The sequence below is a fragment of the Thermoproteota archaeon genome, from assembly GCA_030130125.1.
Classification (GTDB): domain Archaea; phylum Korarchaeota; class Korarchaeia; order Korarchaeales; family Korarchaeaceae; genus Korarchaeum.
In genome coordinates this window covers 57,060-78,236 of sequence record JARZZM010000018.1, presented here as the reverse complement: position 1 = coordinate 78,236, position 21,177 = coordinate 57,060, and the positions used below count along the sequence as shown (strand labels likewise).

Genomic DNA, 21,177 nt, shown 5'->3' with positions numbered 1-21,177 from the left:
GCCTCCACATTATCCCCGAATATATAGAGATAGAGCATATTCCCCAACAAGTGGAGCCAACCTCCATGCATGAACATCGAGGTGAAGAGCCTGTACGCGTTGGAAGCGGGGTCCTCAAGGAAGAACCTAGGGATAAACCCGTACTCGTAGATCAACAACTCGAACCTCGCGGGTCCGCCAGCTATTTCCCATAGGAAGACCAGCGCATTGAATAGGATCAATCCGTAGGTAACCCAAGGGGTTATCGGACTGGGATTCTCATCCTTGAAGGGGAACAAGGGATCATCCTCCCAAAGGGCTCAGCTGACCCTCTTCTGGGCCATATACACCCTCTTGCCGAATACTCATCATGGCCCCTTGGGAAATTGGGGGAAAAGGGGCTTAAACTTTCACCCCTTTGAGGAGGGACTCACCGATCTCCTTACCTCTATCCACCGCTTTCAAGTTCAAATCTATGAATTGCGGCTTCACCATCCTCCTTATTGCTTCTTTCAAGTTCTCCAAGGGTATGATCCCGGAGACCGTGACGAAAACTCCAAGCATGAGCATGTTGGCCACGAGCCTGTTGCCCAGCCTCTCAGCCTCATCAGTGGCGGGGATCTTGTAGATGGCCCTTACCTTACCCTCCACCGGATCGAAGTATTTGATCATCGAGGAGTCCGCTAAGATTGTGGTCTTGTCCAAGGGATACCTCTTGGAGAAGGTGTTAAGGGACATCTGATTCATCGCTACCCAATAGTCCGGGCTTATTATTTTAGGATAATCAATTTCCTCGTCAGAAATAACTACCTCAGACCTCGTGGATCCTAACCTCGCCTCAGGTCCGTATGTGTAGGTGGCAGCCGCGTAGTAGTTGCTCAGCACAGAGGCTTGGGATAAAACAGCGCCGGATAGCACAACACCCTGACCACCGAAGCCCGAGATCATTACTTCAATCCTCAAGCCACCACACCCCCTTTCTAACGATCTCATCCCTCTTCCTAACCCTTTTCAACCAAGGATTCTCATACTTCTCTTCCACCTCTAAGAGCTCCTTCTCCTCCTTCTCATCCACTATGACTTGGAGTGCGAAGTCGGGGCAGTACCATTCACAGAGCCTGCAGGCCCTGCATTGGTCTATCCTAGCGGCATAGGGCTTTTTTACTCCCCTCCAATTTCTTTCCTCGCTTATCTCTAGAACATCCCATGGGCAGGCCCAGATGCAGAGGTAACAGCCTTTGCAGAGTTTATCGCTCACTGCTATCTGCTGCACCTTCACCGGAGATGCCATCAAGCTCACCTTCCCTTGCCCTTCGCCCTCTCCTCTAGCTCCCTCAGCCTCTCAGTGTACTCCTTCCTGTCGGTCCTGTGCAGGTACTCCCCTACTATGATCTTGCCCCTCAGCTCCTCAGGGCTCTTGTTCTTCGCAACTCCCAAGGGGATGGAGTTCTCCTTGAACCACTGCATCATGTCCCTTGGATCGGGACGGTTCAGTATGTACCTGCCAGCGTAGGTGGGGCACTGGAACACTATCTCTATAGCAGCGAAACCTTTGTGCTTTACCGCCTTCTTTATACTATTTTTAGCCTGAATGAAGTGGTACGTCGTCCATCTAGCCAGATACGTGGCTCCAGCAGCCTTCAAAAGTTCCATCAGGTTAAAATTGGGCTCTATGTTACCGTAAGGTGTGGTGTTCGTCCTAGCTCCTTCGGGAGTGGTCGGAGACATCTGACCTCCTGTAAGGGAGTACAGCATGTTTGTAGCTATGATTGCGGTGATTCCTATGTTCCTCCTTGCCGCATGGATCAGGTGGTTACCTCCTATTCCCATGCTATCTCCATCGCCCATTACCACCACGACGTTTAGATCCGGCCTAGACGCCTTCAAAGCAGTAGCGAAAGCCAGCGCCCTACCGTGCAGGGTGTGAGCCGCGTCCCTCCTGAAATAGAGAGGGGTCCAACCGGAGCACCCTATACCCGACACGAAAACAGTCCTATCCCACTCCTCCTGTCCCAACTCCTCGAAAGCCATCAGGATCATCCTTTCAATGATGCCCAAGCCGCAACCGGGGCAGAAGGCGTGGGGCATGATTTCAGTTCTCATATACTTCTTAGCTAGAACATGCTCGAATTCCGCTTCAGGAAGCATAACATCACCTCACAGCACTCTTTATCGCAGCTAAAATTTCATCTGGATGATGGAGAACTCCTCCCACCTTGGGCACTGACATCACTTTTGCCTGTCCTTTGGAGGCCCTATCTACCTCCCTTACAATCTTCCCCATGTTCATCTCGGGCACAACTATGGCCTTAACCTGATTGGCGGTCTCCTCTATGAGACTATCATAGAAGGGCCATAGCGTGATCATCCTTATCAGACCAGCCTTTATACCTTGGTTTCTGGCTTCTCTGACAGCTCTAAGGGCAGTCCTCGCTGTAGAACCGTAGGCAACGACGGCAACTTCTGCATCCTCCATGTACCTCTTCTCGTACATCGATATCTTGTCTACGTTCTTCTCTATCTTGTAATAGATCCTCTTTATCGTTCTCTCAGCGGCCACGTGATCGGTCCCTATCCTGTGACCGAACTCATCGTGCATCACGCTCTCTACCAGTACGTTATAACCCTCTCCAAATGCAGGCATGGGAGCCACCCACTCGCCCGGATCCGGGAGATAAGGTATGTAGTCCTCCGGTGGGACATTAGGTCTCCTTCTCTCGACTACCTCTATCTCCTCATGTGGGGGGACTTTGACAGGTTCCCTGACATGGGCGATCACCTCATCTGCGAGTATTATCACAGGGTTCCTGTAAATCTCAGATAGGTTGAAGGCTTTGATAGCTAAATCAAACATGTCTTGAGCGCTAGACGGGGCCAATGCTATGGTAGCGTAGTCGCCGTGGCTACCCCATCTGGCCTGCATCACATCTCCTTGAGAGGGCAGGGTCACGAGCCCGGTAGAGGGCCCACCCCTCTGAACATCCACTATCACAATGGGAGTCTCCGTTATTATCGCGTAACCGAGACCCTCCTGCATTAAGGAGTATCCTGGCCCGCTGGTAGCGGTCATGGACTTCCTTCCCGCCCAAGAAGCGCCGATGATCGCCATTATAGATGCCAATTCATCCTCCATCTGCATGAACACTCCACCGACTTGGGGCATACGCCTAGACATCCTTTCAGCGATCTCTGTAGCTGGCGTAATCGGATAACCAGCGAAAAACCGGCATCCTGCAATTAGTGCGCCCTCTACTATCGCTTCATCACCCTGCATTAGATGGGTTCCAGGCTCGACATACAACCCTAACACCGGCCGTAGCCCCTATTGAGTAGAAGAAAAATATAGCGCATTTACCCCTTAATGAGCCTGCCCTCAAGATCTATCTCTCCTGCCCTAATTCTATGAGATTTCAGAGGAGCGCCATCCTCGGCCAGAACAGTCGGCACTACAACTATGAAGAGTTCTCTCAGCCCATTTCTTCTCCTCTCTTCATTTATCATGAGAGCTCTTTCATATGTCTCTGGTGATACAACTATTAGATCGGCCTCCTCATCGGTCCCCGCCGGACCTATCGGTTCAACGATTTTAACTATCTGGAAGGATATATTTTTCCCGGTGAGGTAGCTGCTCAGCAGGGCCCTTCTCTCATCGAAGGGCAGTATCCTCTCCCTGAAGGCCTTCCCCGCCAGTAGGGGACCGTCAGCCAGACCAACCATCAAGCTATCGGCCAGCTTAACGGCAGTATCTAGTAAAGCTCTGTGGCCCTTATGAAGTCTATCGAATGCTCCACCGACTATAGCCTTCCTAAAAGGCTTCTCACAGCAGCTCCTACCTTCCATAACTCGTATACCTCCTCGGTCCTGCCGTCCTCCAACACCTCGGCGCCGTTATCGGTCATCCGCACTATGAACCTAACACGCGCTTTGATGGCCTCGCTTAATGACTCCTCCGAATTCAAGACATATATCGTTTTATATGGATCGAAATCTCCGGAGAACACGTTCTCCAGCGTATAATCCCTCCCAACCCAGGACTCGTGGATTAGATGGTGTATGTTCAGTCTCAAGATCTTCTCCCACTCCTTCACCGGATCTCCCCTAGAGAAAACCCCAATCCTAAAACCGCTCTCTCTCGCAGCTAAGATGGCGTCTATTATTCCCGGAATTGGCTTCAGAAACGCCCTTTTAACGTCATGGTACGCTATGACTCCGGCGGCGATGACCCTGTAATCCTCCTTCAGCCCTAGCTTGACCATCATCTCATTAAAGTGGAAAGGATAATCCTCACCTCTCTCCCTTACAACTTCCATTAGGGTCTCCATCGCAGTGTCGAAGTCCACAGGAAGGCCGGCTTCCTTCATTGCGGTAACAGCCCACTCCCTAGCGATTCCCTTTAGTAGGTTAGAGTCATAGAGGACATTGTCAATCTCGAGTAGAAGGAGCTTCATTCCCTCACCACCTTTGAAAGCTTCTCAGGCCTATCAGGATCCAGACCCCTTAAAATGGATGCCTCATAGGAGAGGAGCTGCATCGGTATGACCATCAACACGGGCGAGAATTCGTACTCGGTGGGCGGTAAGGAGAAATCCCCATCCTCACCAACCAATAAGGGTTCACCTCCGAAGGAGGATACCTTCTGCACGACCTCCTTCACTTCCCTCCAATTGAGGAATATGACCGGTGTCCCCCTATCTACCAGCTGAATGGGCCCGTGAAGGAACTCCCTAGCGGCATATCCGACGTAGTGCAGGTTGGAGGTCTCCCTGAGTTTCAGTGCCGCCTCCAGTGCTGTAGGGTAGTTGGGACCCTTGCCGAGGACGAAACCTACGGGCTTCCCGGCTATCTTGAATGCCAGATCGTGAGCAGGTGATCTTGATGCATCTATGGATCGATTTACTTTCTCCGGCAGGAGTTCGAGCTCAGTGATGAAGCGATCTACCTCCCTACCTTGGATCGAGGCCAAGCTGACGGAGAGTAGGAAGGATGCCGCTAGCTGAGTGGTATAGCTCTTAGTAGCTGCGATAGCTCTCTCCTCACCGGCCCGGGTTAGGATCACTTGGTCCGATAGCTTAGCTAGGGTGCTAGCCGGAGTATTAGTTATCCCAATTATAGGCTCGACCGGGTTCAATTCCCTAAATCTCCTAACTGCCGTCAGCACATCCTTACTCTCCCCACTTTGGGAGAAGGCAACCAAGGCGGAACCCTCTAGGTCATTGGGTAGCCAATCAGGCAGTTCAGAGGCTTGAATGGAGATCACTCGTGAACCGGATATCTTCATCAGCGTTCTCCCTAGAACCAAGGACGCGTGGTAGCTGGAACCACTCCCCGTAGTGTAGACGAATCTCCCCTTCAAGCGACGGGCCGCCTCCATCGCCTCACTCTTAGCCTTATCTAACGTACGCCTTATCGCCTCTGGTTGCTCTAAGATTTCAGATATCATGTACTGACCCGGTCTTTTCCCTTCCATCGCGATGAAGCGCTTCAGTCAGGGATAAAGTTATTTACCTGCTAGTAGGGCTAGGTCATATGGACGAGGAAACTATCTCCTTCTTTTCTAGATTTTCTGAGGCTTTTGGTCCCTCTGGATTCGAGATAGAACCCCTGAGGATGCTCAAGGACAGGTATTCATCGTTTGCAGACGAGGTGCGGACTGACAGGCTGGGTTCGCTCATAATGAAGAAGACTGGAACGAGCGATAGACCTCGGATAATGGCAGCGGGCCATAGTGACGAGGTCGGCTTCATAATAGTCTCCATCGAGGATAATGGTTTCCTCAAGTTCGAGCCCTTGGGAGGCTGGGTCTCCACAACCTTACCCGCTCATAGGGTGGTCATAAGGACGAAGAAAGGGGATTACGTGGGAGTGATAACGAGCAAGCCCCCCCATCTCATGACCCCAGAGGAGAGAAAGAAGCCCTTAGAGATAAAGGACCTCTATATAGACGTCGGCGCCAAGAACAAGGACCAAGTGCAGGAGATGGGGATAAGGATAGGGGATCCTGTGGCGCCTCTAGCTCCGTTCGAGGTGCTAAGGGGAGGCAAGGCATGGTTGGGCAAGGCGTTCGACGATAGAGTGGGGGCATTCATAGTAATGGAGGCCCTCAAGAGGCTTAGAGAGAGCGGAGTTCAGCATCCCAACACCTATTACGCAGTGGCAACTGTCCAGGAAGAAGTCGGTCTGAGGGGTGCCGAGACTGCAGCGGATGTGGTGGACCCGGATGTCTTCATCGCCGTTGATGTAGACATAGCAGGCGACTCACCTGGCGTGTCTCCGAGTGAGGCTCCAGCTAAGATGGGCGAAGGCGTCTCGATACTGACTTGGGACAGAAGCATGATCCCCAACTCCCGCTTAAAGGAGTTCGTGATAGAAGTAGCGGTGGAGGAAAACATACCCTATCAGCTCTCTGCTGTTAGAGGAGGTACTGACGCTGGAAGGGTGCATCTGCATAAGTACGGAGTCCCATCAATTGTGTTAGGAGTTCCCACAAGGCATATTCATTCTCACAGCTCGATAATGTCTCCGGACGATGTGGAGTCCGCCATAAAGCTACTGGTGGCCCTTATCAGGAGGATGGATGAGGAGGCCGTGAGGAGGTTCACGGGAATTTGAAGGAGCTGAGACTCACCCATCCAATTTCTTGGCTCGATGGAATAGACCTGAAGACTGGTAAGATAATTCAACAGGATCACCCCCAGAGAGGGGAAAGCATCGCGGGGAAGGTGCTGTACATACCCCACTCCATTGGGTCTACCGTGGGAGCGTACGTCTTCTTCAGCCTAAGGAAGTACGGGACAGCCCCTCTCAAGATAGTCTTGGAAGAGCCGGACAGCATAACTATCAGTGCGGAACTGGCCGGAATACCTGTAGAATTGAAGGGAGGAAGAGAGCTCAGGCTTGAGGATCCGGAGGTCCCCGATGAGTTCAGGAGGTACTTGGAGAAGGAGGCCTCCATATCCGGAGCTGAGGGTTTCGTCAGAGTGAGCTCGGTGCACGTATCCGGAGTCTCGTATGCAACTATAGGCGATGCGGGGAGGGAGTGGCTGGAGGAGATGAAGGAAAGGGTGAGATTCAGGGTTCTAGCGACAACTAATCCTCTAGGAATGGATCTGGCCAGGTGGAGAGAGATGGGAGTTCCAGAGAGCTTTGCAAGTAGTCAGCTGAGCATAGTAGAATCCCTTCTGCAGATGGGAGCGATCCCGTCCTTTACATGCACCCCTTACTTGGTGGGAAACCTACCCCACTTCGGGGAGCACATATCTTGGGGGGAATCTAGTGCGGTCGCCTATGCAAATAGCGTACTCGGAGCTAAGACTAACAGGGAAGGAGGGACCAAGACGATAGTTTCGGCCGCGACCGGGTACACTTCTCTCTACAATAGGCATCTAGAGATCAATAGGAGGCCCGATTTCAGAGTTAAGCCCCCTGAAATGAAAAGCCTCTCGGATTACTACGCTCTAGCCTTCCTCGTGGGTAGGGAATACCCCAATGCCGTCCCAGTGTACCTCGTGAGCGGATCCGTACCAGAGATGAAGGCCTTATCGGCTGCTGGAGCGGCATCGGGCTCCATAGAGATATTTCATGTCCCGGGAGTGACGCCAAACCCGCTTCGATCGGTCGATCGAGAGGTGGAGGTGACCAGAAGCGATTTAAGGGGAGTATATGAGGACCTGAGCACATTCGATGGGAGAACAGATCTAGTGGTTTTGGGATGTCCACATCTCTCCCTTCAAGAGTTCAAAACTATTGCTCAAATGGTGAACGGGAGGAAAGCCACAACCCAATTCTGGCTTTATACATCTAGAGCCGTGCTCTCAATGGTCGAGAGATCTGGCCTGAAGAACATCCTCGACAGATTCGGCGCGAAGATATGGGCCGACACATGCATGGTCGTCTCTCCCTTGGAGGATATGGGGGTGAGGAAGGTAACTACCAACTCCGCCAAGGCCGCTAAATATCTGAGGACCCTAAGGGGTCTAGAAGTCGAGTTCCTAGACCTAAAAGAAATATTGGAGAGATATAGCGTGCTTCGCTAGTTATTATAATAATTTTTTATTTATAATTTTATTTTTATGTAATATTATATCCCCAGATATGCCTTTCTCACGTGCTCATTTCCCAGAAGCTCTTTACCAGCACCTTCCATCACAGTAACGCCGTTCTCGATTACATAAGCTCTGTGAGATATGTTCAATGCCATGTAGGCGTTCTGTTCGGCGATCAGTATGGTGACCCCCTTCTCCTTGTTTATCTGACTTATTGTCTCGAATATCCTGTCGACTAGCAAGGGCGCCAAGCCTAACGAGGGTTCGTCGAGCAGTAGCAGTTTGGGCCCACCCATGAGGCCCTTACCTATAGCAAGCATCTGCTGTTCCCCACCACTGAGGGTTCCGGCGAGCTGTTTTTCCCTCTCCTTTAGCACTGGAAAGAGCGAGTACACGAACTCCAAATCCCTCTCGACCTCATCCCTATCGGTCCTCATGAAAGCCCCCATTTCCAAGTTCTCCCTGACCGTCATATCGGGGAAGAGACCCCTACCCTCAGGTACATGGATTATTCCCAACGAGGCTATTTGATAGGGCTCCATACCGACTATACTCTTTCCCTGGAAGACCACATCTCCTCTCAAGGGTTTGAGCATCCCAGTTATTACCCTCAATGTGGTCGTCTTCCCCGCTCCGTTAGCCCCTATAAGGGAGATTATCTCCCCCTCACCCACGTAAAGCGATATATCCTTGAGGGCGATTGCCTTCCCATAAGCGGCGGAAATCTCCCTAACTTCTAACATGGAATCTCTCCCCCAAATAGGCCTTTATCACCTCTTCATTCCTCGAGATCTCCTCCGGACTTCCCTCGGCTATTTTGCTACCGAAGTTGAGGACCATTATCCTCTCACACACATTCATTATCACCCTCATGTTGTGCTCTATTATCACCACAGTGACCCCGGACTCCCTCACCTTCCTCACCACTTCCATAACCTCATCCATCTCCGTAGGAGTGAGCCCTCCAGCCGGTTCATCTAGCATAAGGAGCTTGGGTTCGGTAGCCAAAGCCCTGGCAATCTCCAACCTCTTCCTCTCACCATGAGGTAGAGCTTCTGCCAGTACATCCTTTCTATGCAGTAGGCCAGCGAACTCCAAAATCTCCTCGGCCCTCTCCACAGCTTCCTCCTCACTAATCCCAGATATCACACCTTTAGTCGCATAGATGGATACTAACACGTTGTCCAAGACGCTCATCCCTAGAAAGGGCTTCACTATCTGCCATGTTCTCGTTAATCCAAGCTTAGCCAGCTTGTTTGGTCTCATACCAGTTATATCTTTTCCCAAGAACCTCACTCTGCCTGAATCTGGCTTGTAGAAGCCCGTTATTACGTTGAAAAGCGTGGTCTTACCGGCACCGTTGGGCCCTATTATCCCGAAAATCTCTCCTTCCTTCACGCTGAAGCTGACATTGTCCACTGCGACGAGCCCACCGAACCTCTTAACTACTCTCTCCACATCCAATATCATTCTCTCACCTTCCTCAATATGAACTGAACGATGCCGTAGATCCCCGATGGGAAGAACTTCATCACAAGAATGATCAGCATTCCATAGATTAGGTACCTGTACTCTAGGTAGGATCTGAGCAGCTCCTGAAGTAGTGATAGGACCGCAGCTCCCATGACAGGTCCCACCAGCGTACCAAACCCGCCGATTATGGTCATAGAGAGTATGTATATTGACTCTCCCAATGTGGATATCTCAGGACTGATGTACCTGAGGTAGTGAGCATAAAGCCCCCCAGATATTCCAGCGAAGAATGTGGCTATCAGAAAAGCGTAAACCTTGAATAGGGGGACATCGACGCCCACCGATAGAGCAGCATCCTCATCCTCCCTGATTGACATGAGTATCTTCCCAACCCTGGACTTCGTTAGCAGATGCAGTAGGAAGATGGAGATCAAAGTGAAAGCGAGTGCCACGTAGTAGAACGCCACCTTACTCCTGAAGTCGATGGGACCTATTCCGGGGAGAGGAGGAATTCCCGGTATCCCCAACGGTCCTCTGGTGAGCCAATCCAAGTTTATCAGCATCAACCAAACTATTACTCCGAATCCCAGAGTGGATATAGCTAGATAGGGCCCTCTCAGCTTCAAAGAGGGAACTCCAAGTATCAGCCCGAACACGGAGGCCATTAAGCCGCCGATGAATATCCCGATCCAAGGACTCACACCCCAATTCATCGCGAGGAGGGTTGATGTATATGCCCCAACAGCGAAGAAGGCTGCATGCCCTAGAGAAAGTCTACCAGTATACCCTACCAGTATATCCAAGCTGGCAGCCGTCACTGCGTAAAGCATGACTAGTATGGTCACGTGAGTGACATAGTCCCCAGCTAGAGGGACGGGTATCAGCAGGATCAGAGCGATCAGATAGTACTTGGAGGTTTCCGTAACTACATCCTTGGTGATCCCCAGCATCACTTCCTCCCTCCTCCTAAGATGCCTTCCGGCCTGACCCAGAGCACTATGATCATTATCACGAAAGCCACGACCTGCTTATACTCAGTTCCTAGGAACAGCCCTCCCAAGCTCTCAGCTAGGCCGATGAGAAAGCCTGCCAAGATGCTCCCAATTACGTTCCCCATGCCTCCCGTGATCACAACCACAAAGGCCTTGGCGACCACATCCAGACCCATGGTCGGGTACACGTTGTAAATGGGTCCAAGAATACCACCCGCGAGCGCGGCCAGCCCCGTAGATAGAAACATAGTAACGTCGTATATCTTGTATATGTTCACTCCCACAAGCATCGCAGCTGATGGGTTCTGAGCCGTTGCTCTTATTGCCCTACCCGTCTTAGTGAACTTGAGAAAAGCATATAGCCCAACGAGCGTTGCTATGGCCACCACAAATGCTATTAGCCTGGCCAAACTGAATGACAACCCTCCGGGCAGCTTGACTATGTGCTTGGTCAGCGGGCTGGGTATGGAGATCGGTATGGGTCCCCACAAGACGAGTGCTAGATCCACGAAGAGTATGCTGAGACCTATCGTGAGCATAATGAACTTCAGATCTTGGAAATAGAAGGCGGCAGCACCCTTAGCCTCCTTCAGCTCCTCATACAGGGACTTGAACAGTAGCCTGTTTATGGCTATACCGACCGCTCCGACGGCGATGGCCGCTAGAGGAGCCAGTATGAAAGGATCTCCTCCTATCAATGTGACAAAGGTGTAGGTGAAGTAAGCTCCAAGCATGTAGAACTCTCCATGCGCGAAGTTGCTCAATCTCATGACCCCGAATATCATTGTTAGGCCGACGCCTATCACTCCATAGATACCACCTATCATCAGGCCGAAGAGTATCTGCTCTAGGAGCTCCATGGGCTGTACTACCACAGTCCATCCCTTCCCAAAAGGAAAAAGTGGAAATGAGGGTTGATCAGCCACCGTAAAGCTTCTCTGGAGGTATGTACTCTCCCTGCTTATCCGACGGCGGGTAAAGGATGACTCTCTTGAGTTTCCCTCCTACTTTCTGTACTTGGACGAGCAGTACCTTGGTCTGGGCTTGTCCTTTCTCGTCGAAGTATATAGTTCCCTGAGCTCCCTCAAACCTGAGAGATCTTATAGCATCAGCCACTTTATCGACATCCCATGTACCCGCTTTCTCAACGCCCAGCTTGAACGCCAAGAAGGCGTCCCATACTCCAGCAGCGTACATCGCTGGGTTCCTTCCCCACCTCTCCCTAAATTTCTTGACGAACTCAGCTGCAGCGGGCCTCTTAGAGGTGGGCTCGAAGTAACTCACATGAACCAGCCCAAGAGCATCGTCATCCGCCAGCTGTAGGAACTCGTCGCTGGTCACTCCGCCTAGCATGACGAATTGCTTGTAGAGACCTATCTCGTGGGCCTGCCTGAGTATGTTGGCGGCGTCCCTTATGTTAGCGACGACGAATATCACATCGGGATTGGCTGCCTTTATCTTGGATAGCTGCGATGTGAAGTCAGTCGATCCCTTGTCGAAGTACTCCTCCGCAACTATCTTGACTCCCTTCGACTTGGCCCGATCTCCCCATATTTTGAGCCCCTCTCTCCCATAATCGTCGTTCACACCCAGCATTGCAGCAGTCTTGGGTTTCAGGTGCTCCACCACCCAATCAGCGTTCTGCGTCGTCTGCATCCACTGATTAGCGCAAGTTCTGAATGTGTATTTGTATCCCTGCTCCGTTATTTTGGTAGCGACCGAGACCGGAACGAACAGAAGTTTCTTAGCCTCCATGATCGAAGGCTGAACAGCCAAAGTGACCGTAGAACAGTACTCTCCGAATACGGCGTATACGTTCTCCTGAGTGAGCAGCCTCTGGACTGCTGCGGTCGCCTTGGTGGGATTGCACTCGGTGTCCTCTATGACTAACTCAACCTTCTTACCCAGTATTCCTCCCTGCTTGTTTATCTCATCAACGGCCAAGATAGCTGCCTGCTTCATATCCAAACCATGCTCAGCCAATCCACCAGTCAAAGGAGCTATTAAACCAACTTTCACGGTTCCACCAGTGGCAGGGCCAGTTTGGGTTAGATAGAATGCGGCGGCCGCTATTACGATGAGGGCTACAACAATGATAACTAATACATTCTTGCTGAGAGCCATACGCTCCCCTACTAATCCAGCGAAGTTACTTTTAAAGATTGATAGTTTAAATGTGTCATCTCATATCCAAGAGCCCTCAGGTCTCCCTGTTTCCGAAAAAGATGCTTACAATTGGAATATAACAGCGTAATGATATACGTGCGCGGTCAATCCGGTAGGAGTTGACAGCGCATATCGACGAATTACGTACTTGATTTGTGGGTGTCAATGAACCAGAGAAGCTATCTCTCGTAGAAAAGTTCTTAGCTTAGCTAACTGATATAATGCATACCAATCAGGGGGGATTCGTATGGCATTGTTCGATCTGAGAGGTAGGGATTTCATCACCACAAGGGACTTCACGAGAGAGGAGCTGGAGTACCTTATCCAGATGTCCATGGATCTGAAGAAGATGTGGTACTCTGGGATAAGGGTTAAACCCTTGGAGGGGAAAGCCGTTGCTCTTCTGTTTAAGAAGCCCTCTACTAGAACCAGAAACTCATTTCAGGCGGCTGTTTACCGGTTAGGTGGCTTTTCCGTTTACATGAGGCCCGATGAGCTCCAGCTCAAGAGGGGTGAGCCCGTAAAAGATACAGCGAGGGTCCTCGACAGGTATTACGACGCCCTCGTCATAAGAACCTTCGGTCAGGACGAGATAGAGGAGTACGCTAAGTGGATGAGGAACCCCGTTGTTAACGCGCTCTCTGATGAGGAACATCCCTGTCAGGCCATGGCCGACCTCATGACCATAAAGGAGAAGTTCGGTTACTGGGAGGGACTCAAGCTCGTTTACACCGGTGACGTATGGAATGTGGCGCACTCGCTGATCGCTACTGCGCCAGTGTTTGGGATGGATCTGACCCTCGCGGTCCCCCCGGGGTACGAGCCACTGGAGGAGATATGGAAGTTCGCGGAGCAGGAGGCTGCGAGGAGGGGGACCAAGCTCGAGATAGTCCATGATCTCAAGGAGGCAGTTAAAGGCGCGGATGTGGTCTACGCCAATACTTGGTGGAGCATGGGTAAGCCGGAGGAGACCAAGGAGAAGAGGAAGAAGGATTTCGCTCCCTTCACAGTCACGCCTGAGATTATGAGCTTGGCGAAGGAGCATGCGATATTCATGCACTGTCTGCCCGCGTACAGGGGCAACGAGATGACCGACGAAGTGATAGAGGGTAAGTGGTCTGTGGTATTCGATCAGGCCGAGAACAGGCTTTGGACTGAGGCCGCGATTCTCGCGGCCATCATAGGGTGATATCCCCACTCCCAATTTTTCGAGAGTGATGCCTATGGACAGGTTGATCACGATAGCCCTTGGAGGCAACGCTCTCCTTCAATACGGGCAGAAGGGGACCTTCGAGGAGCAGCTGGTCAACGCTAGAAGGACAAGCAGGCAGCTGGTGGAACTCCTCAGGAGGGGATACAGGTTGGTCGTCACCCACGGTAATGGGCCCCAAGTAGGCGCCATACTCCTCCAGCAGGAGGCAGCCACTGATCAGGTCCCTCCCATGCCCCTCCACGCCTGCGGAGCCATGAGTCAAGGACTCATAGGATACATGATCCAGCAGTCCATGATCAACGAACTCAAGAGAGCTGGGATGAGTGTGCCTATCGCCACAGTGGTCACTCAAGTACTCGTGGATAGAGAAGACCCGGCGTTCCAGAACCCGACCAAGTTCATCGGACCGTGGTACCCTGAAGAGGAGGCGAAGCGGAAGGAAGAGCAGGGATGGGTTATGAAGTACGATGTGGGAAAGGGTTGGCGGAGAGTGGTACCCTCTCCGGATCCCATAGGACAGGTGGAGATAGAAGCGATCAGGAGGATGGTGGAAGCAGGAATAGTGGTGATTGCATCTGGAGGGGGAGGAATTCCCGTCATTGACGATGGAGAATACGAGGGAGTGGACGCTGTAATCGATAAGGATCTAGCTGGCGAGAGACTGGCCACCTCGCTGGACTCCGACCTCTACATGATACTCACCGACGTGGAGAAGGTCGCAATAAACTTCAAGAAGCCCAACCAGAGGTTCTTGGATGTCTTGACGCTGGAAGAGGCTAGGAAGTATCACGAGGAGGGACACTTCCCACCGGGGAATATGGGCCCCAAGGTCAAAGCTGCCATGAGGTTCGTGGAGAGGACGGGCAGGGAAGCCATAATAACGAGCTTAGACAAGGTCATTGAAGCGCTGGAAGGCAAGACGGGTACCAGAATAGTCCCAAAATAAATTGAGGGGGTTTAAAGCCCCAAAACATCCTCATACCCCTTCAGGTCCAGCAACCCATGTCCGGAGAAGTTGAAGAGTATCACCTTCTCCCTACCCTCCTCTTTAGCCTTCAGCGCCTCATCCATTGCCGCTTTCACCGCGTGGGTGGTTTCTGGGGCTGGGATCAGACCTTCCGTCATGGCAAATATTCTCCCAGCCTCGAATACGTCCTCTTGTGAATAAGCAACTGACTTAATTAATCCCTTGGACTTCAGAAGGCTCACCGTCGGAGCAGCTCCATGATACCTTAGACCACCAGCGTGTATGGGTGGTGGCACGAAGTCATGCCCGAGCGTGAACATCTTTATGAGGGGAGTCACCCCAGCGCTGTCCCCGAAGTCGTACCTGTACTCCCCCTCCGTGAGTGAAGGAGATGCCCTCGGCTCCACTGCTATAACCTCGTACTTCTCCCTTTCACTCAGCATCTCCTCTATGAAGGGGAAAGTGAGCCCAGCGAAGTTGCTTCCACCTCCAACGCATCCTATGAGCACATCCGGCTTCTCGCCCACGATCTCCATCTGTTTCTTAGCCTCTAATCCTATTACGGTCTGATGCAGTAGCACATGATTTAGAACGCTCCCCAGCGAGTACTTCGCTTTCTTGTCCTTCATCGCTGTCTCTATAGCCTCGCTTATGGCTATGCCTAGGGAGCCGGGGTGATTCGGATCCTGTTCAAGATACTTCCTGCCTATTTCGGTCCTGTCGCTCGGCGAAGGAACAATATCTGCACCATAGAGCTTCATGACTAGCTTTCTATAGGGCTTCTGTTGGTACGAGATCCTGACCATGAAAACTAGAGCTCTCAGTCCCATCATAGAAGTCGCGTAGGACAGCGCACTTCCCCACTGCCCCGCACCCGTCTCGGTCGTCAGGTATTCAAGTCCCTCCTTGGCAGCACAGAAGGCCTGCACTAATGCGGTGTTCAGCTTGTGGCTTCCCGTCGGAGTCACATCCTCCCTCTTGTAGTATATCTTAGCCGGAGTCCTCAGGTATTCCTCCAATCTCTTGGCCCTGTACAGGGGCGTGGGCCTACCGATCCTAGCGTAAAACTCCCTGAGCTCCTCAGGTATCTTGATGTACTTCTCCTTGGAGAACTCCTGATCTACGCACTCCTTCGGGAACAGAGGATAGAAATCCCCGGGTCCCAGTGGCTCCTTCGTCGCCGGATGTATGGGTGGCGGTAAATCAGGCAGATCCGAGACTATGTTGTACCAATAGGTAGGTATCTCCTCTTGGCCGAGGTCCACCCTTATCATCTAAGTACACCTCCCTCCAAGGATCTGGGCAGGTCTCTGGATGATCCGGACATGGTATGGAACGCGGGAATGATGAAGGCTGCCTTAGACAAGGAGAGGGGAGATCTCCTCAGAGGTCTCTCAAGGCCAAACTAGATCCCCCATACTTGCACCCCCAGAACGGGTTGGGTCGGCTGACCTTCAACAGTTAAAAGCATTACTGTACAGGGAACTTCGCACATGGCTGTCGGACCCCGATCTTCAAGGAGGCATTCGAAATGGAGAAGCGGAACATCATAATACTCTCACTGGTTGGATTCGTCATATCTCTGGGATTCGGTGCCATATCCCCAATCCTCCCTTACTATGTGGTCTACTTGGAGGGAGGGATAACCGAACTCCCCGAGGAGTTGGGCGTCATAGAACATGCCTCCCAGTATGCCGTGGAGTACGGTTTAATGATGTCTGCATTTATGCTCACACGGGCCTTCTTCGCTAGGTACTTCGGCTCCCTCAGCGATAGGATTGGAAGGAAGAAATTGATAACGGCGGGCTCGATCATATACTCGCTTCTGGCCTATGCATACATACTGTCCTCGAGTGTCTACGACCTCTATGCTATTAGAGGCCTTCAGGGAATTGCTTCAGCCATGGTCTGGCCTGTCGCCGAGGCATTGCTGATGGACAGCGTTCCAAGCGAGATGAGGGGGAGATCCATGGCGATATACATGACCTTAACGAATCTAGCAATGATCGGGGGTCCGGCCATAGGCGTGGGTATCTACAAATTCGGTATCCAAATTCTGGGGATAAGAGATGTTGAACAGGCGCTGAAGTTCCCCTTCATCGGTTTAGCGGTTATATCGGCGTTCTCCGTTCTCTTCTCCTTACTACTCAAGGAGAATAGGGTGGAGCTAGCTAAAAAGGCAATAGATTCACTCAGAGAGGATGTTAAACTCCCCAAATCCGTCAGAAGAAGTATAAATACGATTTACACTATGGCATTGGCTAACGGATTTGCGATGGGATTCATAGCTCCAATAATGAGCCTCTACATTATACAGTTCATTTCGTCGGACCCGGCCGCAATAGCAGTAGTCACCACAATCTCCGGACTCTTTGGATTAGCAGCCGCTTACCCTGGAGGGAGATTGAGCGACAGATTTGGGCGGAAACCACTGATCTTAATAGCTGGAGTCTCCTCACGTCTCATGACCTTGCTGATACCCACTGCTAGAGATGTAGAGGGACTCACGGTTATATCCACCATCAGATCCATCGCATTCAACATGTACATACCCTCGTTTAGAGCGCTCCAGGCTGATATAGCCCCAAGGAACATAAGGGGAAAGGTGTTCGGGACGGTACAAGCTATGTTCAACGTCGGGGCGGTTTTGGGTCCGGTAGTTGGTGGTCAGCTCTACAAAGACTTCGCTCCTCGAAATGTACAGGTGGGGAGCATCGTCCTACCTGGCGCCGCGTTATCCTTCATAGCCAGCGCTTCCATTGGATTGTTCACTCTGTTGCTGTTCGCCCTGTTCGTGGAAGAACCGGCTAATCCCCAAGGACAGTAACTATTACCTTTCTAGTGCGTGGATGGGTATCCACCTCAACCCATATGATGCTCTGCCAAGTTCCCAACGCTAAAGACCCGCCGGTCACAGGGAACACCTTGCTGGGTTCCATTAGGATGGATCTGAGATGGGAATGCGCATTTACCGGGTGTTTGTATTCGGCGTGACGGGGAATGATCCTCTCAAGAACCTCCCTCAAATCCTCTAGCAGGGACGGATCGTTCTCATTGATTACAATGGCCCCAGTAGCGTGGGGAGCGAAGACCACGGCTATTCCGTCTCTAATCCCGCTCTTCTCGACTATCTCCTGAATCTTATCGGTTATATTGATGAAGCTGATCTCCCCGTCCGTCTTGAACGAGAAGGTAGATGTAATTACCTTCAAGGCCACTCACCTCGCACCTAAAATAATGTGATAAAATGTAAATCTTCATGGGGGGGTTCCACAGCCTGTGATACTGAGGGAAGAGGCTCTAAGGAGCATTCACCTCATGGTGAGCGGTAGATGGGACAGAATCCCAGAAAGCCTCCTCTCATACTTCGAAGAGGAGCTAGGAGGGGATGATCCGGGCCGAGACCTAGTTGGAGTGGCCTTCCTCCTCATAAAACTCGGGGTGAGCCCCGAGAAAGCGATAGCTCTCCTCGATTGGAAGGATTTCGAGGGATTATGTGAGAGAGGGCTTCAAATATCTGGATTTTCCACTAAGAGGGGTCTTCGATTCACACTGCAGGGGAAAAGATACGAAATAGATGTGGTGGCTTCCGACGGCGAGGTGACACTGGCTCTCGATTGCAAGATGTGGTCGAAGGGGAGCTCTCCCAAGGTTTACAAAATGCTCGAGGCCGCTGAGCACCAATATATGAGGACAATAGCCCTGAAACAAGCTATTGAACGACGATTATTAGAAGATGTTCATCCAAAACCAGGACATGGTGTCCTAGTACCGTGTGTCGTCACTTGGCTGGATTTCGGCTCTAAACTATCCAAATCAGGCGTCCCAGTAGTCCCGATTTCCAAGTTCCCTTCCTTCGTGAACAACATCAGATCCATCTTGGCAGAGATAGCTTCTTTAGAGACCGATTTCAGGGTTAAGATTGGGAGAGAAGCTTCCTCACAGCATCGGTTACCTCTCTGAGGCTCACCGTCGTTCTGGTCTGCTCCGTGTAGAGCGTGACGGTTTCGGATTCCTCCTCCTTGGGACCCACGAACGCCATGATTTCAGCCCCCAATTTACGAGCGTACTCCCTCTGACTCGACTGACTCCTCCTCATCAGATCGAGGGAAACGTAGAACCCTCCCCTCCTCAGCATCTCAGCGACCCTCCAAGCGTACTTCCAGCTATCCCTCTTGACACTGACCACGAACACCTGCACGTAACTCCTCTCATCCAAGTTGAAGATCCCGAGCTCCAGTCCCGCATCAATGAGCCGCTCAACTCCCACGCTCACCCCGGTGGCCGGGACATCCTTATTGGAGTACATTCCGATTAGCCTGTCATATCTTCCACCCCCGGCCAGTGAACCTATTCTGGGTTCCCTAACCACCGTCTCGAAAACGGGTCCGGTGTAGTACTCGAGACCCCTGACCAGCGACAGGTCGAAGACCAGTCTCTCATCACCTACTATCGAGAAGATCTCCTCCAAGTGTTTGAGTGCCTCGTAAACGGCCTCATTCCTCATTGAGCTCAAGTCCTCGACTATTTCCGAGAATCCTCCCCTCTTAGAAATGAGATCCATTATTCTATCGACCAGATCCTCATGCATCCCCTTAGATAGGAGATCCGCCCTCACCCCCTCTTCACCGATCTTGTCCAGCTTATCTATAGATCTGTAGACTGGGATGGGATTGGAAATACCAAGTTCCTCCTCAAAAATGCCCGTTAGGAGCCGTCTATCATTCAATTTCACCGTGAAATCCCTGAAACCAAATTCTCTCATTACCTCAGTGTTCAGGCTTATCACCTCAGCGTCGGCCTCGGGATAGGGGCTGCCTACCACATCCGCATCACACTGCCAGAATTCCCTGTACCTACCCCTCTGAGGTTCCTCGTGCCTCCATACTCTCCCTATGTGATACCTCTTGAACGGCAACGGCGTTTCCGGATGCATGGCCATGTACCTAGCTAGGGGGAAGGTGAGCTCGTACCTCAGGGTGTACCACTCCTTGCTGAGGAAGTCCGGAAATATGAACATGAGTCGGCTCTCCGCCTCCTCTCCCAACTTGCCCTTGACGGTCTCCCAGTACTCCAGTGCGGGAGTCTCGAATGGGTCGAAGCCGTAGCGCTTGAACACTTCTTCTATTCTCGACATGATCCGCTTCCTTAGTATCATAAATGGAGGGGGGAAGTCCCTGAACCCCCTCGGTATCGAGACCAAAATTTTCCACCCTAGGCTGCGAGCACCTGCTCCCATATATCGTTGATCTTGGCTCTCTTCTTGTCGGTCATTACTGGAGATAGATACAACCTCTTCATGAGATCAGGTGGAGGTATGAGGGCGGGCTCCTCGGCCAGCTCAGAGGGGAGAAGCTTTTTAGTCGCTGGTATGGGCATCGCTATGTAGACGGAGATGGTCTTGTAAGCCGCTACTAAAGGATCTATGAGGTAGTTTATGAGAGCCTGGGCTGCCTCCGGATTGGGGGCATCCTTGGGGACAAGCAGGTTGTCTATCCAAGCTATAGCTCCCTCCTCCGGAATCAGGTACGATATGTTCTTGAACCCGTCGCCGTACTTTATAGTGAGCACGTCCCCGTTATAGGCGTGGGCGGCCAGCAGAGACCCGTTCTCTAAGCCCGGTAGGTACTTGTCCGTGCTGAAGTAACCTGCTATATACGGTTTCTGCTTTATGAGGGCCTCCTTCACCTCCTCCATCGTGGAATCACTCCAGTCATCTAATTCCTTTCCTAAGTACAGTTTGGTAGCGAACACGACCTCAGGCGGATCCTCCAGCATAGAGAACTTCTTCTTATACTTCTGTAAGTAATTAGGATCGAAGAATTGCTTCCAGCTCCTCAGATCCTTTACCTCGTCGGAGTTGAGTCCTATGGCCGTACTACCGAATCCGTACGGGACCGAATAGTTGTTCCCGGGATCATATTCAAGTTCCCTGAACTTGGGATCCAAGTACTTAAGGTTGGGGATCAGCTCCTTATTCAGCTTCCTGACATATCCCCTCTCTATGGCATTTCTCACGTACTTATCGGTGAGCACCACGATGTCGTAGCCGCTCCCACCAGCCTCGAGCTTGGCGAATGCTTCATCATCACTATCGAACACGTCGTAGATTACTTTGACGCCAGTCTCGTCCTTGAAGAGCTCGAAGACGAAGGGATTGTTGTTATTGCTCCAGTCGTACATGGCGACCTTTCCAGAGAGTTCTCTCCTAGCCTCGCTCGCCTCCTGCTCTATCTTCGCCTGAGAGACGGAAGACCCATAAAAGTAGCCAGCAGATCCACCGACGATTAAACCGGCAGCCCCAACGACTGCCAACTTGAGGAAATCTCTCCTAGAGGTGAACTA

Annotated in this window: 24 protein-coding genes and 1 pseudogene; 7 read left to right on the top strand and 18 right to left on the bottom strand. The window is 51.6% G+C overall.

Translation table 11 applies throughout. The features are described from left to right. The 8 genes from QI197_04430 to QI197_04395 all read right to left on the bottom strand — a co-directional run. Positions 1 to 278 (bottom strand): rhomboid family intramembrane serine protease (locus QI197_04430; GenBank protein ID MDK2372604.1); only part of this gene is annotated, 278 nt, incomplete at its 3' end. A 103-nt stretch (positions 279 to 381) separates the two neighbouring features. After that, positions 382 to 942, bottom strand: a complete 561-nt coding sequence (locus tag QI197_04425) for a 2-oxoacid:acceptor oxidoreductase family protein (GenBank protein ID MDK2372603.1) — start codon at positions 940 to 942, stop codon at positions 382 to 384. Continuing rightward, a complete protein-coding gene (locus QI197_04420; GenBank protein MDK2372602.1) occupies positions 932 to 1,270 on the bottom strand; it encodes a ferredoxin family protein in 339 nt (112 codons plus the stop codon). The genes QI197_04425 and QI197_04420 overlap by 11 nt, the downstream gene beginning before the upstream one ends. Before the next feature lie 5 nt (positions 1,271 to 1,275). After that, positions 1,276 to 2,127: a thiamine pyrophosphate-dependent enzyme gene (locus QI197_04415; GenBank protein ID MDK2372601.1), complete on the bottom strand. Its 852-nt coding sequence runs from the start codon at positions 2,125 to 2,127 to the stop codon at positions 1,276 to 1,278. A 4-nt stretch (positions 2,128 to 2,131) separates the two neighbouring features. Further along, positions 2,132 to 3,253: a 2-oxoacid:acceptor oxidoreductase subunit alpha gene (locus tag QI197_04410; protein ID MDK2372600.1), complete on the bottom strand. Its 1,122-nt coding sequence runs from the start codon at positions 3,251 to 3,253 to the stop codon at positions 2,132 to 2,134. A gap of 77 nt (positions 3,254 to 3,330) precedes the next feature. Then, positions 3,331 to 3,819: a pantetheine-phosphate adenylyltransferase gene (locus tag QI197_04405; GenBank protein ID MDK2372599.1), complete on the bottom strand. Its 489-nt coding sequence runs from the start codon at positions 3,817 to 3,819 to the stop codon at positions 3,331 to 3,333. Then, positions 3,774 to 4,427 carry a hypothetical protein gene (locus QI197_04400; GenBank protein MDK2372598.1) on the bottom strand — a complete coding sequence of 218 codons (654 nt, stop codon included), beginning with the start codon at positions 4,425 to 4,427 and terminating at the stop codon, positions 3,774 to 3,776. Before QI197_04400 ends, QI197_04405 begins: the two co-directional genes overlap by 46 nt. After that, on the bottom strand, positions 4,424 to 5,419 hold the full coding sequence (locus tag QI197_04395) for an SIS domain-containing protein (GenBank protein MDK2372597.1): 996 nt from the start codon (positions 5,417 to 5,419) through the stop codon (positions 4,424 to 4,426). Before QI197_04395 ends, QI197_04400 begins: the two co-directional genes overlap by 4 nt. Positions 5,420 to 5,505: 86 nt before the next feature. Here QI197_04395 and QI197_04390 point away from each other — a divergent pair, with 86 nt between their 5' ends. Together QI197_04390 and QI197_04385 are read left to right on the top strand one after the other, a co-directional pair. Further along, a complete protein-coding gene (locus tag QI197_04390; GenBank protein MDK2372596.1) occupies positions 5,506 to 6,588 on the top strand; it encodes a M42 family metallopeptidase in 1,083 nt (360 codons plus the stop codon). Further along, a complete protein-coding gene (locus QI197_04385; GenBank protein MDK2372595.1) occupies positions 6,585 to 8,012 on the top strand; it encodes an aconitase X in 1,428 nt (475 codons plus the stop codon). The genes QI197_04390 and QI197_04385 overlap by 4 nt, the downstream gene beginning before the upstream one ends. 44 nt (positions 8,013 to 8,056) lie before the next feature. On the opposite strand, the gene QI197_04380 is transcribed toward QI197_04385, so the two are convergent. From QI197_04380 to QI197_04360, 5 genes are read right to left on the bottom strand one after another with little or no spacing between them, the layout of a single operon-like run. Further along, complete coding sequence (locus QI197_04380; protein MDK2372594.1) at positions 8,057 to 8,764, bottom strand: ABC transporter ATP-binding protein; 708 nt, start codon at positions 8,762 to 8,764, stop codon at positions 8,057 to 8,059. Then, positions 8,751 to 9,491, bottom strand: coding sequence for an ABC transporter ATP-binding protein (locus QI197_04375; GenBank protein MDK2372593.1), 741 nt, complete (start codon positions 9,489 to 9,491; stop codon positions 8,751 to 8,753). The genes QI197_04380 and QI197_04375 overlap by 14 nt, the downstream gene beginning before the upstream one ends. After that, positions 9,488 to 10,444 (bottom strand): branched-chain amino acid ABC transporter permease, encoded by a 957-nt coding sequence (locus QI197_04370; GenBank protein ID MDK2372592.1) that lies wholly within the window; start codon positions 10,442 to 10,444, stop codon positions 9,488 to 9,490. Before QI197_04370 ends, QI197_04375 begins: the two co-directional genes overlap by 4 nt. Then, positions 10,444 to 11,361, bottom strand: coding sequence for a branched-chain amino acid ABC transporter permease (locus QI197_04365; GenBank protein MDK2372591.1), 918 nt, complete (start codon positions 11,359 to 11,361; stop codon positions 10,444 to 10,446). The genes QI197_04370 and QI197_04365 overlap by 1 nt, the downstream gene beginning before the upstream one ends. A gap of 43 nt (positions 11,362 to 11,404) precedes the next feature. Further along, positions 11,405 to 12,610 (bottom strand): ABC transporter substrate-binding protein, encoded by a 1,206-nt coding sequence (locus QI197_04360; protein MDK2372590.1) that lies wholly within the window; start codon positions 12,608 to 12,610, stop codon positions 11,405 to 11,407. A gap of 289 nt (positions 12,611 to 12,899) precedes the next feature. On the opposite strand from QI197_04360, the gene argF reads away from it, so the two are divergent. Continuing rightward, positions 12,900 to 13,841 (top strand): ornithine carbamoyltransferase, encoded by a 942-nt coding sequence (gene argF, locus QI197_04355; GenBank protein ID MDK2372589.1) that lies wholly within the window; start codon positions 12,900 to 12,902, stop codon positions 13,839 to 13,841. A 34-nt stretch (positions 13,842 to 13,875) separates the two neighbouring features. Next, positions 13,876 to 14,811 (top strand): carbamate kinase, encoded by a 936-nt coding sequence (gene arcC, locus QI197_04350; protein MDK2372588.1) that lies wholly within the window; start codon positions 13,876 to 13,878, stop codon positions 14,809 to 14,811. Between the two features lie 11 nt (positions 14,812 to 14,822). Here arcC and QI197_04345 read toward each other — a convergent pair whose 3' ends face one another. Continuing rightward, a complete protein-coding gene (locus QI197_04345) occupies positions 14,823 to 16,106 on the bottom strand; it encodes a TrpB-like pyridoxal phosphate-dependent enzyme (protein ID MDK2372587.1) in 1,284 nt (427 codons plus the stop codon). Here QI197_04345 and QI197_04340 point away from each other — a divergent pair. Continuing rightward, positions 16,083 to 16,241: a hypothetical protein gene (locus tag QI197_04340; GenBank protein MDK2372586.1), complete on the top strand. Its 159-nt coding sequence runs from the start codon at positions 16,083 to 16,085 to the stop codon at positions 16,239 to 16,241. The genes QI197_04345 and QI197_04340 overlap by 24 nt on opposite strands. Positions 16,242 to 16,363: 122 nt before the next feature. Continuing rightward, positions 16,364 to 17,659, top strand: a complete 1,296-nt coding sequence (locus QI197_04335) for an MFS transporter (GenBank protein MDK2372585.1) — start codon at positions 16,364 to 16,366, stop codon at positions 17,657 to 17,659. Here QI197_04335 and QI197_04330 read toward each other — a convergent pair. Next, complete coding sequence (locus QI197_04330) at positions 17,640 to 18,035, bottom strand: secondary thiamine-phosphate synthase enzyme YjbQ (GenBank protein ID MDK2372584.1); 396 nt, start codon at positions 18,033 to 18,035, stop codon at positions 17,640 to 17,642. The two genes, QI197_04335 and QI197_04330, sit on opposite strands and share 20 nt — an antisense overlap. A 76-nt stretch (positions 18,036 to 18,111) precedes the next feature. Here QI197_04330 and QI197_04325 point away from each other — a divergent pair, with 76 nt between their 5' ends. Continuing rightward, entirely contained in the window at positions 18,112 to 18,795 is a 684-nt protein-coding gene (locus tag QI197_04325) for a hypothetical protein (GenBank protein ID MDK2372583.1), read from the top strand. On the opposite strand, the gene hisS is transcribed toward QI197_04325, so the two are convergent. The 3 genes and pseudogenes from hisS to QI197_04310 form a co-directional block, all read right to left on the bottom strand. Next, positions 18,749 to 20,035 (bottom strand): histidine--tRNA ligase, encoded by a 1,287-nt coding sequence (hisS, locus tag QI197_04320; GenBank protein ID MDK2372582.1) that lies wholly within the window; start codon positions 20,033 to 20,035, stop codon positions 18,749 to 18,751. The genes QI197_04325 and hisS overlap by 47 nt on opposite strands. 11 nt (positions 20,036 to 20,046) lie before the next feature. Continuing rightward, positions 20,047 to 21,015: a spermidine/putrescine ABC transporter substrate-binding protein gene (locus QI197_04315; GenBank protein MDK2372581.1), complete on the bottom strand. Its 969-nt coding sequence runs from the start codon at positions 21,013 to 21,015 to the stop codon at positions 20,047 to 20,049. Between the two features lie 66 nt (positions 21,016 to 21,081). Then, positions 21,082 to 21,159: pseudogene (locus QI197_04310) on the bottom strand (hypothetical protein). Positions 21,160 to 21,177: the final 18 nt, after the last annotated feature.